Consider the following 15920-nt stretch of genomic DNA (forward strand, 5'->3'; position numbering starts at 1 on the left):
TATAATTCCAAGAGAGGTTGTAGGCGATAAGGTATATAGAACTTATGAAAAATTATAAATATGTCTAACCCGAAAGACCATATAAGGATAAAACCAACCCTAAATGGTCTTTCATATTGTTTATAAGTATTTATGGCATTATGTATACTTGCATAAAATATGTCTGGCCGGTCTTATTCTTTTAATCAATATCCTTTCAATTTAATCAGTTGAAAAATCAAAACCGCTGTTATATCTATCTGGGTGCTATAAAAAGCTAATTTTTTTAAGTGGGGCATTTTTGCAATTAAATAATTGAAGGATTACAGTGTTGGATGTTTGAATTAAAAAATGATATGATATTATTTATATAACAAGATGATTGCAAATTTATTACGGTGGTGGAACATTTGGATAATATTAATGAGGAAATTACGGAAGCCAGAATTAGGGATATTTTTACCATAGCTCGAAAGAATAGGGGAAAAAAGGCATCTAATTTTTTAGATCCCGGACAGCAGCAGATGGCTGAAATGGTAGCAAGAAGTTTTCCGGGTATGGGATTCTATTTTAACGGTGGTTATGAAAAAGCTGAGCGAAAGATATTGGTAGCATATCCTGAAGACATGCTCGATGAACCATTCAGGGAACCTTTGGGGGCACTTAGGATAATACCTAAGAATTCAGACGAACATCCGGGACATCGAGATTATCTGGGAGCTATCTTGGCACTGGGCATTAATCGGGAAAAGTTGGGAGATATTTTGGTAGGTAAGACAAGTGCTGATATAGTGGTAAAACAAGAAATCATGGAATACATTGGTCTTAATCTTAAAAAGATAAGAAATGTTTCAGTAGAGGTAGAGGAGATTTCTTTAAAAGAACTTTTGCAGCCGGAAAGACCTTATAAGGAACTAAAGAGTACGGTAGCATCACTGCGACTTGATGCGATTGCCGGCATAGCATTTGGGATTTCTCGCTCAAAGATGGCACCTTTTATTAAAGGAGAAAACATCAGGCTGAATTTTAAAGTGGTAAAAGACCCGGCCGCACTTGTTAAGGAGGGAGATATAATTTCTGCAAATCGCCTTGGCAGGGCAAAGGTAGTGGAAGTAGGAGGACGAAGTAAAAAAGGCCGCATTTATGTAAAAATACATAGGTATATATCAAGGTAGTTTTTTGTTACTGGGGTGTTTGCGGTGTACTATCTATTTAAGGTGTTATGTCAATGCCTTTTAAAATTAATCGGGTATCCAAGTGTACTTGGTCGTGAGCATATTCCTTCAAAGAGCCCTTTCATACTTGTGGCTAATCATCAGAGCATACTGGACCCACTGGTGCTTATGGCGTGTATTCCTAGGAGAATTACATTTCTTGCGGCAGCATATATTTTTAAAATTCCTCTGGTAGGTCAAATTGTCCGTGCCGGTGGAGCACTGCCTGTAAAGAGCCAGAAGGGAGATTTTGCAAGTATGAAACAGGCATTGTCTCAACTTTCCAGGGGAGGCGTTATCGGAATTTTTCCGGAAGGCGGAGTCAGCATGGACGGGCAAATGAGGCCTTTTCTGCCGGGATGGGCTTATCTTGCCTTGAAGGCTGGTGTGCCGGTGGTACCGGTGGCTATATCCGGTACCCGGCAAATATTACCAGCGGGGAAATATATTCCCAGGCGTGGAAAAATCAAAGTAAATATTGGAGAACCGCTATATGTAGAAAAGAAATCTAGAATTCATAGGAAAGATTTAGATCAGTTGAATGATAAGATGATGCAAATAGTGTCCAGGTTGATGGAAAATAATTGATTTTAGCTGTGCAAATGAATATATTTTATATCAATTCTTGGTAGTTTAAGCTGTCTTTACCAGTTTTTATTTCATCAAGTCAATAGCTTCTTGAGATACATACCACTTGCTTATATCAAATTCATCAAATTCACCGGTATATACTACGACTCCGGGAAGCTGGATTTCCTTACCGTTAATAATAGCTATATCTTTATTAACCGGAAACTTCATCTCTTTTTTACCATTGTTTACAATAAGAATTGGGTTTTCAGGGTCTTTTGAATCTACTTTAAGAGATGCTCCTATAGCAGTAAAAGCATCATAAGCATTAACAAATAATTTTTCGGTAGTTTCTGTTAAATTAATGTCTAAAACGTCTTGCATATATTTATTGATATCGGAATTATCAATAACACCACAATACCTATAGCCTCTTGGATGATACATGTAGAGTACTACATCATTTCCGGTATGTCCGTGGCTGGTCCATCCGAGTAATGCCCGTCGGCTGATAATGGGCCCTACGACTTCGTTTACAGCGCCGGCTTTGACTGTGGCAATGGCGTGAATTTCATCTTCTGTAAGGTCGCAGATTCCAAAAAATTCTTCCATAACTTCTATAATATTTGACCTGTCGCTATTTAGCTTCTTTTCTAGTCCTTCACCTGTAACTTTTGCTTTTTTCAAAGGCTCAATAAAAGCTGAGACATGCTGGATATCATAATCTTTATCCAGGTTCCCGATGCTCATACCTCCGGTGAAGTGATCGGCGGCCACTATTAAGGCAGTGTTGCCGTCGCTTAAAGCAAAATCTAATGCTACTTTTACCGCATCATCGAATGCCATTATATCACTTATAACACCTATGGGATCATTTGCATGTGCGGCCCAATCGATTTTACTTCCTTCTATCATGAGAAAGAAGCCGTCGGAATCCTTAGATAGTATTTCAAGGGCTTTTTTAGTCATTTCGCTAAAGTCGGTTCATGTTCCGGCCTGTCAAAGTCATAGGCCAAGTCTACAGGAGCAAACATGCCCCATACTTTGTCGCCTTTTGTTGTTAAAAGTTCATCTCTTTCGGTTATATACTCATAACCCCTATTTTTTAGAGCTGATATAAGATTTTCTTTGTCTTCACGTTTTTCTAGATATTGATAGCCTCCGCCAAAAACTACATCGATATTATTGTATACCTGCTGTTCTATAAGCAGCTCATACTTGTTGCGATTGGGATAATGAGCGGAAAAGCCTGCAGGAGTGGCATGCGGAATTTGAGAAGTCGCTACAAGGCCGGTGGCAAGACCTTTTAGTTTGGCGGCTTCTAGTATAGTAGCCACAGGGCGCCTTTCTTCTCCAGGCTTGATTGGATCAAGGCCGGGCATATTAGCTATGTCTGGAAGCGTGCCTATAAATCCGGTGTGAGATTTGTAACCTGTAGCCATTACCGTAGCTGCCGGAGCTGAGTCTGTTATAGCCGAATCGGAAGCATAGGTTCTTACCAGGCCGCAGGCCATTTGGTCCATAGTAAAAAGTTCTCCGCCCTTATACCATCGTGCAAGGGTTACATGAGGAAGACCCATTCCATCCGGAATCATCATGATTAAGTTTTTAACTTGTTTTTGTTCTGCGGGCATTTGCGGGATAGCTAACTGTTGGGCCGAAACGGTTCCAACCATTGATAATAAGAAAACCAGAGCTAACACCAATGAAATTAAACGTTTTTTAGCAAAACCAGTCATTTTTTATACCTCCCTAAATTTAAAATTTTTTTTATTAAAGGATGACCTTTATTTTAAAGTTATGCGGGTAAGAAACGATTTATTAAACGAGCATGAATTTTATGTTTTAACATTTTGTCTAATATTTACGTATATAATTTGAGAAAAATAAAAGCACTTAGTTACAGCTTTATAGTAAGTAGTACTGTAAAAAGGCATGTCGAGAACCTTGCACATTTATCGTACAATGTTTCCTAAGAGAAAAAATTTTTATCATGAGAAGGATTTTTTACTTAAAAGCAGAATATATTACATCGAGGTGATTTGATGGGAAAAGGATATAATAATGCTTTGAAAGCATATATTCCTCTAGTGGATTTCATTGCCGGTATAGTGGGACCGAACTGCGAAGTGGTTTTGCATGACTGCAGCAATGTGGATGAGTCAATCATAGCCATTAAAAATAATCATATAAGTGGTAGAAAAGTTGGCGGCCCGCTGACAGATTTGGGTCTTAAGCTATTGAAGGAAGGTTCATATAAAAAGAAAAATTTCCTGCTCAACTATCCCGGTAAATCATCCGATGGTAGAAAACTCCGCTCATCTACTTATTTTATTAAGGATGAAAAAAACGAATTAATAGGCATGTTGTGTATAAATATAGACCTAACAGATGCACTTGCAGCCCAAAAGTTCATTAATGTTTTTATAAAAACCGATGGCGATAATAATAATTTTAGAGAATCTGCCGGCACAGAACCTTTTCTTGGCATCCCTGAGAATCTCAGCTGCTCTATTGATGAAATAGTATATGCTACCATTGATAATACCATCAGTGGGCTGGCTATACCTCCGGAAAGGCTTTCACCTGATGAAAAGACTGCTGTTGTTCAGCAATTAAACGAAAAAGGTGTATTTCTTCTTAAAGGTGCTGTTGCATCGGTGGCAAAGATATTAAAAGTTTCCGAAAATACCGTTTATCGGTATTTAAATAAATAAAAAAATTAATTGGAGGTATTATTAATGAAAAAAGTTATTAATACGAACCTTGCACCAAAAGCAATCGGACCTTATTCACAGGCAATAATGTTGGAAGATTTATTATTTGCATCGGGGCAAATTGCCATTGATCCGAAAAAGGGTGAAATAGTAGAAGGCGGAATTGAAGCTCAAACATCTCAGGTAATGGAAAATATTAAGAATATATTAAGTGCAGCAGAAATGGATTTTTCTAACATAATAAAAACTACTATTTTTTTAACTGATTTAAATAACTTTTCCTTGGTAAATGATATATATGGAGGTTATTTTACTAAGGAGCCACCTGCCCGTTCCTGCGTGGAAGTAAGCAGATTGCCGAAGGGTGCTTTGATCGAAATTGAAGTAATAGCACAGAAATAAAAATATATCTTACTAATTACGACCCGAGTTTAAGTATAAAGCAGTCCTGCTTAGTGGAAATACTTAACACCATTTTCATTTAAGCCACTTTTAGCCTTAAAATCAACTACAAGTTGGACTGCAGAGAGAAAAAAGAGAAAGATTGAAGGGTGAAATGTTATGGAGATTACTTTAAAAGATATTCAAGAAGCCAAAAGCTCTTTAAGGAATGCAGTTTACAAGACCAGCTTGGTTCATAATACGACTTTCAGTGAAATGGCTAAAAGTTCCGTATATCTTAAGATGGAAAATCTCCAAAAAACCGGGTCTTTTAAGTTAAGAGGAGCTTTTAATAAAATTAGCCGTTTACCCGAAAAAGACAGGAAAAACGGTGTTATAGCTTCATCAGCGGGAAATCATGCACAGGGCGTGGCAATGGCAGCTACATCTTATGGAATCAAATCTACCATAGTAATGCCGAAACATGCACCGCTTTCAAAAATTGCTGCAACTAAGAGTTATGGAGCCGAAGTTATACTATATGGTGATGTTTATGATGAGGCCTATGAAAAAGCAAAAGAAATTCAAAAACAAACCGGTGCTGTATTTGTACATCCTTTCAACGATCCGGAAGTAATAGCAGGGCAAGGCACTATTGGTCTTGAAATTCTTGAAGATTTGCCCGATACAGATATAATTGTGGTTCCCGTAGGCGGAGGCGGCTTAATATCCGGTGTTGCCATAGCTGCAAAAAGCATAAAACCCAGCATTAAGATTATAGGTGTTCAGGCAAAAAATATGCCATCAATGGCCGAGTCTATTTCACAAGGGCATATAGCTACCATAGAAGGTATGCCTACCATAGCCGATGGTATTGCTGTTAAAACCCCGGGTGAACTTACATTTAATATAATAAGACACTATGTAGATGATATTATCACCGTTGACGAAGACGAAATAGCAAATGCCATACTGCTTTTAATGGAAAGAGCCAAGGTTATTGCAGAAGGATCAGGAGCAGTTTCGGTTGCGGCAATTTTAAATCGACTGGAATATATAGAGAATAAAAAAGTAGTTGCACTTATCAGCGGCGGTAATATCGATGTAAATATGCTGTCAAGGATAATCGACAAAGGTCTTGCAAAAAGCGGCAGGAGAATTTTAATCGATACCCTCATACCGGATAAACCTGGGACACTGGGCATATTACTTAATCGTGTAGCCGAAACCGGTGCTAATGTATTATCAGTTACACACAATCGTTCTACCAGAGACATACCCATCGGATATGCCAAAGTTGAGCTGGAATTAGAAACCGCCGATGAAGAGCATGCAGAAGAGATTAAGAAGCTTTTGCTTTTAAATGACTATAACTTCTTATTATTATAATATGTGTTATGTGCATGCATAGGGATAGCTTGATAAAGTGTAAATCAAGCTATCCCTAACTTGTTTTTTGGGAAATTATATTTAAAAGAAGGTAAAACAGAAATTTTATATAATTAAGTAAGTAATCAGGGAAATATTTTTATGAGGTGATTTCTAAATGACAATAAAATTAATTGCCCTTGATATTGATGGTACAGTGGTTGATGGTGAGAATAACATTTCACCGGCAAACGAGGAAAATATAAAAAAGGCAATCAATCACGGCATAAAAATTGCTTTGGTAACCGGCAGGCATCGCAAGGGCGTAAGAAAAGTAACGGAAGTTTTAAACCTTGGCCCGGAAACTGCATTAATTTTAAACAATGGTGCATTAATATATTGGCAAGGTCAAATTGTATGGAAAGATTTTTTGACTGAGGATGAGGCAGATGGAGTTATTAAATTCAGCACAAAAATACCCGGTGTTGCCACAACAATTTTTAAACAGGAGGATGTAGAACTGCATTGCAACTTGCCATTGGATAGAGAATGGATATTGGACAAGCTCGGGGTTTTTGAAATAACCCCAAAAAAAATTGCGGAAAAACCCGAAGAACTTACCAGGGAAAATGTTGCTAAAATAATGCTGGTCACCGAGAGCGGAGATAAGGCTCTGGAAATTTATAAAATATGGCCACAAAAGCTTTCGCACTTAAAACGCTCTCGTTCATATCCTTATCTTTGTGAAATAAACAGCAGCACATGTGACAAGGGCCGTGGGCTTAAGATGTTATGCGAAAAGCTGGGTATTGCACCAGAAGAAGTCTTAGCTGTAGGTGACGGCGAAACTGATATCCCCATGCTAAACTATGCCAAGAATGCGGTGTTCGTAAGACATTCTGACGACTTACCCAAACTGCCTCCTCATGTAAAAGTGACGCCAAAAGGATATCATGATAAGGGTGTTGCGTGGGCTATAGAAAATTATTTAAAGTTGTAATTATTACAAGTGCAATGCTTGAAATTTGAGAAGTGCCGCATAATTACTTTAAGTAGTTGGCGATAATCTTTTTTATATTGGATTGACGGCCTTCTGAGCAATGATTAATTATTACTATTAAGGGGATGAAAACGATTTGTCATCCTGAACGTAGTGAAGGATCTTTGTAAGGATTAAATAAGATTCTTCGCTGCGCTTAGAATGACAGCAGTATACAGCAGAATGACAGACCGCTGAATAGTTACATTAATTTACAAAATGGCATGTTTTGTTTGAAGATATTATTTGACACAAGAATATTTGTACTGTAAAATGATAAAGTATATAGTATATATATTTTCTGCTTTATGAGGGCAATTTTATCCAATGTGTCAGAAAAAGTCATATGGTTTCTGGCGTGTTTGCGGATAGCGTATGTATAGTGCGTAAAATGTTCTTCTATTGCAGAGTTATATACTATAATTTTATTTTATAGTTTCCGGGAGGTGTTTCAGTACATGTCATTATTCGAAGCAAAAGGGTTACGAGGGTTTTTTGCTCCAGACCGTGAATACGACGATATCGATGGCTCCGATATAAACGGAACTGATGAAAATGAGGAAAATAAGGAAAGAAAATTGAATGATTCGGATTTTACGGCCTCCTCGTTCCTGCAGGCGCAAACATCTGCCGATATACGCAGAGCAATACTTAAATTGGCTTTACCTGCCCTGGTTGAGTTCGGCCTTATGATGTTGGTGCAGATGATAGATATGATTCAGGTTGGCGTCTTAGGACCATGGGCCATTGCAGCTACGGGGTTAGCTGCTCAGCCGACAATGCTTATTTTTTCGGTATTTAGTGCATTGGTAGTTGGGACAACTGCTCTTGTTGCACGAGCAGCTGGAGCAGGTGACAGGGATTATGCTTGTCGTGTCACACGGCAGTCTTTTGTAATTGTATTGATTATGGGAGCTGTTATAACGGCAGTGGGAATTCCTGCTTCCGGCAGCATTATACGCTTAATGGGAGCTGATGTTGACACAATTGCACCTGGGACAATTTATTTGCAGATAATCATGGCAGGAACCATATTTACAGTAGGCAATATGGTGCTTGCAGCCTCATTAAGGGGTGCGGGCGATATGGTAACGCCGATGATTTCGAACATGGTAGCAAATATTGTTAATTTATTTGGTAATTGGGTGCTTATCAATGGAAAACTTGGATTTCCTCGGTGGGAAGTGGCAGGTGCTGCAGTAGCTACATCACTTTCAAGAATGATAGCATTTATTATTACACTTCATGCAGTATATAGAAGAGATAAGTTTATCCACATTTCTGTTCACGATTCATATCGAATTGAACCTAATATAATTCGGGATGTTTTGGATATTGGTATCCCGGCAGCGGTAGAACAGCTGATTATGAGGGGTGGTGCTCTGCTGTTTGCACGGTTGATTGCAGGATTTGGCACTATAATGTTTGCTGCACACCAAATAGCAATAAATATTGAAGGCCTTGGACTTGTGCCTGTTATGGCATTTCAAATGGCAACTACTACGCTGGTAGGACAGGGTTTAGGTGCAAATAAGCCTGAGCTGTCGGAAGAAGCAACTCATCAGTCAACAATTATTAGCGTATGCCTAATGTCTTTAGTTGGGCTAATCTTCTTCTCATTTGGCAAGTATGCTATAGAAATCTTTACAAGAGATGCGCAAGTAATGTCGCTGGGCGCAAGTGCTTTAAAAATTTTGGCACTTTCTCAACCTTTTACTGCAGTTTATTTTATTTTAGCAGGAGCTTTACGTGGGGCAGGAGATACAAAATACACCATGTATATAAGCACAATAGGTGTTTGGGGTATTCGCCTTGTATTAGGCTATTTATTGGCAGACGTGCTTGGAATGGCATTAATAGGTGCATGGATTGCCGTTGTGGCAGATATGTTAGTGAGAATGTTGCTTGTAATCAAGAGATTTTCGGGCGGCCAGTGGAAGCAGGCTATGGCATAGTTTAACACAGTTAGTCGTATCGGAATTAGCTCTTGTGAAGAAGTGAGAATTGAAATAGGAGCTAATTCCCAAAATCCGCAAGAGCTTGCTCTAAAGAACATAATGATTGGATATTTTTTGGAGGCATTTTTCATGACCCTATTTGAAAAAGACAAATGTGATAACGCTTCTCCAAAAAGCAAGACTGTACTTTATAATCTTATATTCCCCATATGGGTATTTCCCTTTATTCCGGCTCGTATTCCCATTGTTTTTGTTGTAAATTTTGTAATTGATGCAGCCGTTATTTGGCTGTATCTAAAAAAACATAAAAAGCTCAATAATCCTAAGATATATTGCTTCAGAGCTTTTGGCAGTGAAAAAACGATTCAGCCGCAGATAGATAACCGAATGGTTTTGAGATATTCTTTCAGAGCCGCACTTTTCGGATATTTTGCTGATTTCTTAGGCGGGATGTTGATGGTGGGCTTGTTAGAAACGGCCCGCCTCGCTAAGTATATAGATACATACTTTGTTTGGTCAAATTTTGTCAGCGGTCTTATGCATATTTTAGTTACTTTATTAGTAGGCTTTTTAATTTACAAGCATCATCGCCGTGTTGGGAAAAAAAGACTCAATCTCAGTGCGGATGAAGCTCGCAGCTTAGGACTTGCAGTGGGAATTTTGACAGCTCCATGGTTTTTTCTTATTCCTACCGCATGGCTGTATTAAATAGTTACAATGGAGATGGATCCATGAGCATTAAAGCACCGATAGACTATGCCGTTCCACCTCAAAAAGACTGTGCGCGATACAAGATGCACAAGTATTGGGCGGCTAAACCATGGTATGTGGTGGCTGAATACATAAAACATTTTACAAGGGAAGGGGAAATCGTGCTGGACCCTTTCTGCGGCAGTGGTGTAGTAGGGTGTGAAGCGTTGATACATCGAAGGAAAGCGGTGCTCAATGATTTAAATCCTATGGCTGTATTTATTGCCGGAAACACTTGCCGCTCACCTGTAGATTTAAAGAAGTTTGATGCCGAGTTTATAAAGATTAAGACGAAGCTTAAGAGTAATATTATGGATATGTACCGTCTAGCCGAACCTTGTCCGGAATGTGGTGCACCGCTTTATTCAAAACATGTAGTTCGCGGCCCTTCTCTTAAAGGCCATTGGATTGTTGAAGCAAGATGCAGCAAAGGGCACGGACGAAGCGGCCATATACGAAGATTGCTTTTGCCTGAAGAAAAGGCATTTATAGAAACTGTAGAAAGCCGTGAAATACCATACTGGGTTCCGCAAAATACATTTCCCGACGGGCGCGAAACCATGAGGCTCAAAAAAGACGGTATTAACACCGTTGATCAACTTTTTACACAGCGTAATTTAATCGCCCTTTCACTTATATATCATGAAATACAGAAAATCATGGATGAAAACATAAGAGAGCTTATGCTCCTAGCCTTTTCCAATACTCTGCTTCATGTTAGTAAACTCAAGAGTGAAACCTTAAGGCCGATGTCAGCAAATTCTTATTATTGCATGGACGACTGGATTGAGGAAAATGTCTGGGATAGATTCGAAAACCGAGTCAAGTGGCATTGGGGCGTTTGTCAAGGAAAAGAGGAAACCAACAGGCTTATAGGTGATTATTTTAATCAGACAGAAAACTTCGATGGCCTTTTAAATGGCAAAACTTTTATGAAATTAAACACTAAGGCACAAAACCTCTCCGACATTCCTGATGAAAGCATAGATTATTGTTTTACGGATCCGCCCTATGGAGGGAGTATTCAGTATTTTGAGCTTACATATCTTTGGCGTTCGTGGCTTGATATGAGCCATGAATTTATCGCAGATGAGATAACAGTTAACGATTTTCAAGGTAAAAAGGAAAACAGTTTTGAAAAAATGCTTACCGAGGCATTTTGTGAGATTTATAAGTTTGAATAAAAAACAACATTCACAGATGTAATTTTATCACTTTAATCTTTTATTGATATAGTTACTTAGTTAGGTTATAATAAAAGTTAGCCAGCAGCCCTTGTTTAAAAGAATGAAAAGGGCTTTTTGGTATTTAACTGAAAATTATTATTTTTATTTTAACAGGAGTATATTGATGAAACAGCTTTTAAAAACCACCGAGGAGATAGCGGAATTTCAAAAATTGGTAAAAGACTTAAGCCGCGGTATGTCGCATTTATTTGCTTATGGTGTGTCAGACTCTCAGCGGGCCTATCTTATAGCTGCATTAAAGAACAGGGCAGTCCCGCAGATATTAGTAGTTACTGCCGACTCGCTGGAAGCAAAGAAACTTGCGGAAGACCTCTTGTTTTTTTTAAGTGCCGATGAGGTTGCTGTTTTTCCGGCAAGTTCTGTTTTGCCATATGAAACGGCTGCACGAAGTCCGGAGTTTACGGCAAAACGGTTGAAGGTAATGGAAAATTTATTGATGAAAAAACCCATGGTAGTGGTTGCTCCTATTCAAGCGCTGCTTACAAAAGTGGTGGCACCGGATATTGTGAAAAAATTCACTTTAGAGCTCAAAGTTGGGGATATAATTGCTATGGATGATATTGTATCTAAGCTATCGGCCATGGGATACGAACGCGTGGAAATGATTGAGGCTCAAGGCCAATTTGCCGTTCGAGGCGGAATTCTTGACATTTATCCGCTCACTCAAGAATATCCCTACCGCTTAGAATTTTTTGATGATGAAATTGATTCTATACGAGAGTTCCTTACGGAAGATCAGCGATCGATTGATAAACTCGACAAAATATTTGTAGGCCCTGCAAGAGAAGTAGTTTATGATGAGGATACGGCAAAATCGGCTGCAATAGCCATAGCAGAAGAATTAAAGCAGCGGCGGAATTTGTTAAATTCTCTGGGACATCCGGAGCTTGCCGAACATCTTGCGGAAAAAGTTGAGGAACATATTGGGAAACTGTCCAATGGACTTTTTTTTGAGTCTGCAGAACTGTATATATCACATTTATATCCTCGGCTTTGTACGATTTTAGATTACTTTGAAAATCGGCTTATATCAGTATTGGTAGAACCGGGCAGAATTTTGGAAGCCCAGAAAAATGCTGCCTTCGAAGTGCAGGAAACTTACAAAGGACTCTTGGAAAGAGGCGAAATTCTGGCATCCCAGGCCAACATTTACTGTAGTCCTTTTGAGATACTGGAAAGATTAAAACAGCAAAGAACGGTTTATTTTTCTATGTTGCCTAAGATACATCCAGAGTTTGAATCTCGTAAGTTATATTCTTTTCAGTTCCAATCAATTCCTTCTTTTTACGGAAAATTGGATTTAGCAGTCGAAGAAATCTTAAGGCTAAAGCGTAGAAATTACAGAATAGTGCTGCTTTCCGGCACTGCAGAGAGAGCGAAGTATTTGTCTAAAAGCCTGAGAGAAAAAGATATTGAAGTTAGCATATACAGCGATGAAGACGGACCTTTACAGCCAGGTCAAGTAGTAGTAATGCCGGGTTCATTAGAGCATGGTTTTGACAATCCTAATATAAGACTGGCTATTTTTTCGGATTCGGAGATATATGGGAGGCCAAAAAAGCGGCAAACCAAGGCAAGGCCTAAAGCAAAGGGTAAACGGATCACAGATTTTAATGAGCTTGATGTGGGAGACTATGTTGTTCATATAACCCATGGCATTGGGAAATATCTTGGTATTGAATCGCTGGAAGTAGGGGGGCATATAAAGGATTATTTTACATTAATGTATGCCGGAGGAGATAAACTCTATGTTCCTACAAACCAGGTGGATTTAATACAAAAATATGTAGGTGCGGATGATACACCTCCAAAACTTCATAAACTGGGCGGTAATGAGTGGAATAAGGCCAAAAGCAAAGCTAAAGATTCAATAAAACAAATGGCAGAGGAATTGATAAAATTATATGCAACAAGGGAGTCTGTGAGCGGTTTTGCATTTTCAGCCGATTCTCCATGGCAGAAGGAGTTTCAGGACATGTTTCCATATGAAGAAACTCCTGACCAACTGGCCGCCATTGAAGAAGTAAAGCGTGATATGGAAAGCCCAAAACCTATGGACCGGCTGCTTTGCGGAGATGTGGGATATGGCAAGACCGAGGTTGCTATGAGGGCGGCTTTTAAAGCAGTAATGGACGGTAAACAAGTAGCAGTGCTGGTTCCTACTACTATTTTGGCCGAACAGCATTTTCATACATTTGCTGAGCGATTCAAACCCTTTCCTGTAAAAATAGAATCTATCAGCCGATTCAAATCGCCGACTGAGCAAAAACATATTTTAACGAAACTGAAAACCGGAGAAATCGACATAATTATCGGGACTCACAGGTTATTGCAAAAAGATATAAAATTCAAGGATTTGGGTCTTCTGGTAGTGGATGAAGAGCAGCGGTTTGGGGTATCTCACAAAGAAAAAATAAAACAACTCAAGAAAAATGTTGATGTGCTCACGCTTACGGCTACCCCTATACCCAGAACATTGCATATGGCCATGAGTGGCTTAAGGGATATGAGTATAATAGAAACTCCGCCGGAAGACAGATTTCCAATTCAAACATATGTGGTAGAACATAATGAATCACTTATCAGAGATGCAATAATGCGTGAACTTTCCCGCAATGGGCAAGTCTACTATGTTTACAACAGGGTGCAGACCATTCACGAAGAGGCACAAAAGCTTAAACGGCTTGTGCCCGAAGCTCGTATTGCAGTAGCTCACGGTCAGATGAATGAGGATGAATTAGAAGAAGTAATGCTGGGATTTTATGAGCATGATTATGATGTTTTGGTATGCACCACTATTATAGAGAGCGGGCTTGATATACCCAATGTAAATACCTTAATTGTCACTTCGGCAGACAGACTGGGGCTTTCGCAGCTGTATCAATTGCGCGGCAGGGTGGGCAGGTCTAATCGGCAAGCATTTGCCTATTTGACTTATAAAAAAGATAAGGTATTAAGCGAGGCGGCGGAAAAACGGCTTTCGGCAATTCGTGAGTTTACGGAATTCGGATCCGGGTTTAAAATAGCTTTAAAGGATTTGGAAATCCGCGGAGCCGGCAATATTCTTGGAGCCGAGCAACATGGTCACATGATGGCAATAGGATATGATCTTTACACCAAACTGTTGGCAGCAGCGGTGAAGGAACTAAAAGGTGAGAAGGAAGAAGAGGAAATAAGGCCTGTGTTGGAACTTGATGTCAATGCATATATTTCCGATAAGTATATAAGCAAACCGGCCTTAAAGATGGAAATTTACCAGCGAATTGCATCGGTAGATACCATGGAAGAAGTAGATGATTTGGAGGAAGAAGTGGAAGACAGGTTTGGGGACATTCCAGAACCTACAAGAAATTTAATTGTGATATCGCGTATTAGAGTTTTGGCGGCTAAGCTCAGGATAGCCAGCATTATACAACAAGGCGATATTATTAACATAAAATTTCACGATAGTAACAAATTGACGCCCGAGATGCTGCTGCGAATAAAAACAGTGATGGGTAGCCAGGTAAATATCATAGGAACAAAGATTCCCACAATTGCGGTCAAAACCAGAAGCAGTGGAGGGATAAAACTTTTACTGCGTCTACAGAAGATTTTGGAAGAGTTAAAGGCTATGCAGGAAGTATGCAGTGTAGTATAATAATATGATATAATATAATAAGTAAAATAAATGCTGAGCAATTGGAGATGAGGTGGATTTTATGAGGACGATTAAAATTTCGATTCTTTTATTAATATGTGTTATAGCTATGGCAGGATGCCAAAATGTAGAGAAAGTTGAAACACAGGGTAAAATCATTGACGGCAAAGAGGTCATTGCTAAGGTCAATGATGAATTAATTCTAAAATCCGATTATGACCGCCAGGTTTTGCAGGTTAAAAGTGCATTAGAAGCTAATGGCCAAGATTTTTCTACAGATGAAGGTAAGAAGGTATTAAAAGAGATTAGGGAAAAAGTATTGGAATCCATGATAAACGACCAATTGATATTGCAGCAAGCGGAAAAGGACAATATTACATTGGGCGAAAAAGAATTTAAACAGGCTATAAGTGACTTAGAGCAGTACCACGGAGGCAAGGATGCTTTAGATAAATATTTGGAGCAACAGGAATTGGATAGAAGTTCTTTTGAGAAATTAGTAAAGGAACAGCTTGTAATAAATCAATTTAAGGAAAAATTAACATCTGATATTAAGATTACTGATGAAGAAGTTAAAAAATTCTATGAAGATAATAAAACTATGTTTGAGCTGCCGGCGCCGGAAATACGGGCAAGCCATATTTTGGTCGATACGGAAAATGAGGCAAAAAAGATTTTGGCTGAAATTAAAGCAGGAGGAGATTTTGCTGCACTGGCAAAGGATTATTCCAAAGACCCGGGTTCTAAAGAATTGGGTGGTGATTTAGGCTACTTTTCTAAAGGTAAGATGGATCCTGAATTTGAAAAAGCAGCTTTTGCATTAAAGCCCGGAGAGATAAGCGATGTTGTTAAAACCACATTCGGCTATCACATAATTAAAGTTACAGGAGAAAGGACGTCTTTGAGCTTTGACGATGCTAAAGATTATATAAAGTCTAATTTAGAAAACAGCAAAAAAGAAGAAGAGTTTAATAAATATCTTGACGAATGGAAAAAGCAATCGAAAATAGAAAAATATTTATAAATAATCATATGCTGCCTTCAATGAATAGAACCG

11 protein-coding genes and 1 pseudogene are annotated in these 15920 nt (G+C 38.8%); 11 read left to right on the top strand and 1 reads right to left on the bottom strand.

What is annotated here, in order from left to right:
- The first annotated feature begins 380 nt into the window (after positions 1-380).
- Together TEPIRE1_RS00780 and TEPIRE1_RS00785 are read left to right on the top strand one after the other, a co-directional pair.
- Positions 381-1154, top strand: a complete 774-nt coding sequence (locus TEPIRE1_RS00780) for a YlmH family RNA-binding protein (RefSeq protein ID WP_231848345.1) — start codon at positions 381-383, stop codon at positions 1152-1154.
- 24 nt (positions 1155-1178) lie between these two features.
- Positions 1179-1781: a lysophospholipid acyltransferase family protein gene (locus TEPIRE1_RS00785; RefSeq protein ID WP_144080662.1), complete on the top strand. Its 603-nt coding sequence runs from the start codon at positions 1179-1181 to the stop codon at positions 1779-1781.
- Between the two features lie 66 nt (positions 1782-1847).
- Here TEPIRE1_RS00785 and TEPIRE1_RS14340 read toward each other — a convergent pair.
- Positions 1848-3502, bottom strand: a pseudogene (locus tag TEPIRE1_RS14340) (alkaline phosphatase).
- Positions 3503-3808: 306 nt separating this feature from the next.
- On the opposite strand from TEPIRE1_RS14340, the gene TEPIRE1_RS00795 reads away from it, so the two are divergent.
- The 9 genes from TEPIRE1_RS00795 (at position 3809) to TEPIRE1_RS00835 (ending at position 15887) form a co-directional block, all read left to right on the top strand.
- Entirely contained in the window at positions 3809-4480 is a 672-nt protein-coding gene (locus TEPIRE1_RS00795; RefSeq protein ID WP_013777293.1) for a helix-turn-helix transcriptional regulator, read from the top strand.
- Between the two features lie 24 nt (positions 4481-4504).
- Positions 4505-4882, top strand: a complete 378-nt coding sequence (locus TEPIRE1_RS00800) for a RidA family protein (protein WP_013777294.1) — start codon at positions 4505-4507, stop codon at positions 4880-4882.
- Between the two features lie 159 nt (positions 4883-5041).
- Positions 5042-6250 (top strand): threonine ammonia-lyase, encoded by a 1209-nt coding sequence (gene ilvA, locus TEPIRE1_RS00805; protein ID WP_013777295.1) that lies wholly within the window; start codon positions 5042-5044, stop codon positions 6248-6250.
- Between the two features lie 157 nt (positions 6251-6407).
- The gene (locus TEPIRE1_RS00810) at positions 6408-7229 is read left to right on the top strand and encodes a Cof-type HAD-IIB family hydrolase (protein WP_013777296.1); all 822 of its coding nucleotides are present in this window, start codon (positions 6408-6410) and stop codon (positions 7227-7229) included.
- 497 nt (positions 7230-7726) lie between these two features.
- Positions 7727-9223, top strand: a complete 1497-nt coding sequence (locus tag TEPIRE1_RS00815; RefSeq protein WP_013777297.1) for an MATE family efflux transporter — start codon at positions 7727-7729, stop codon at positions 9221-9223.
- Between the two features lie 132 nt (positions 9224-9355).
- Positions 9356-9934, top strand: coding sequence for a hypothetical protein (locus tag TEPIRE1_RS00820; RefSeq protein ID WP_013777298.1), 579 nt, complete (start codon positions 9356-9358; stop codon positions 9932-9934).
- Positions 9935-9957: 23 nt separating this feature from the next.
- Positions 9958-11160 (top strand): DNA methyltransferase, encoded by a 1203-nt coding sequence (locus tag TEPIRE1_RS00825; protein ID WP_013777299.1) that lies wholly within the window; start codon positions 9958-9960, stop codon positions 11158-11160.
- A gap of 166 nt (positions 11161-11326) precedes the next feature.
- The gene (gene mfd, locus TEPIRE1_RS00830) at positions 11327-14863 is read left to right on the top strand and encodes a transcription-repair coupling factor (RefSeq protein ID WP_013777300.1); all 3537 of its coding nucleotides are present in this window, start codon (positions 11327-11329) and stop codon (positions 14861-14863) included.
- A 61-nt stretch (positions 14864-14924) separates the two neighbouring features.
- Positions 14925-15887, top strand: coding sequence for a peptidylprolyl isomerase (locus tag TEPIRE1_RS00835; protein WP_013777301.1), 963 nt, complete (start codon positions 14925-14927; stop codon positions 15885-15887).
- Positions 15888-15920: the final 33 nt, after the last annotated feature.

The organism is Tepidanaerobacter acetatoxydans Re1, from assembly GCF_000328765.2.
Lineage (GTDB): Bacteria > Bacillota > Thermosediminibacteria > Thermosediminibacterales > Tepidanaerobacteraceae > Tepidanaerobacter > Tepidanaerobacter acetatoxydans.

What these genes read in the sequence shown, in the direction of transcription:
- TEPIRE1_RS00795 (WP_013777293.1), top strand. Translation starts at nt 3,809, where the DNA reads ATGGGAAAAGGATATAATAATGCTTTGAAAGCATATATTCCTCTAGTG.
- TEPIRE1_RS00800 (WP_013777294.1), top strand. Translation starts at nt 4,505, where the DNA reads ATGAAAAAAGTTATTAATACGAACCTTGCACCAAAAGCAATCGGACCT.
- ilvA (WP_013777295.1), top strand. Translation starts at nt 5,042, where the DNA reads ATGGAGATTACTTTAAAAGATATTCAAGAAGCCAAAAGCTCTTTAAGG.
- TEPIRE1_RS00810 (WP_013777296.1), top strand. Translation starts at nt 6,408, where the DNA reads ATGACAATAAAATTAATTGCCCTTGATATTGATGGTACAGTGGTTGAT.
- TEPIRE1_RS00815 (WP_013777297.1), top strand. Translation starts at nt 7,727, where the DNA reads ATGTCATTATTCGAAGCAAAAGGGTTACGAGGGTTTTTTGCTCCAGAC.
- TEPIRE1_RS00820 (WP_013777298.1), top strand. Translation starts at nt 9,356, where the DNA reads ATGACCCTATTTGAAAAAGACAAATGTGATAACGCTTCTCCAAAAAGC.
- TEPIRE1_RS00825 (WP_013777299.1), top strand. Translation starts at nt 9,958, where the DNA reads ATGAGCATTAAAGCACCGATAGACTATGCCGTTCCACCTCAAAAAGAC.
- mfd (WP_013777300.1), top strand. Translation starts at nt 11,327, where the DNA reads ATGAAACAGCTTTTAAAAACCACCGAGGAGATAGCGGAATTTCAAAAA.
- TEPIRE1_RS00835 (WP_013777301.1), top strand. Translation starts at nt 14,925, where the DNA reads ATGAGGACGATTAAAATTTCGATTCTTTTATTAATATGTGTTATAGCT.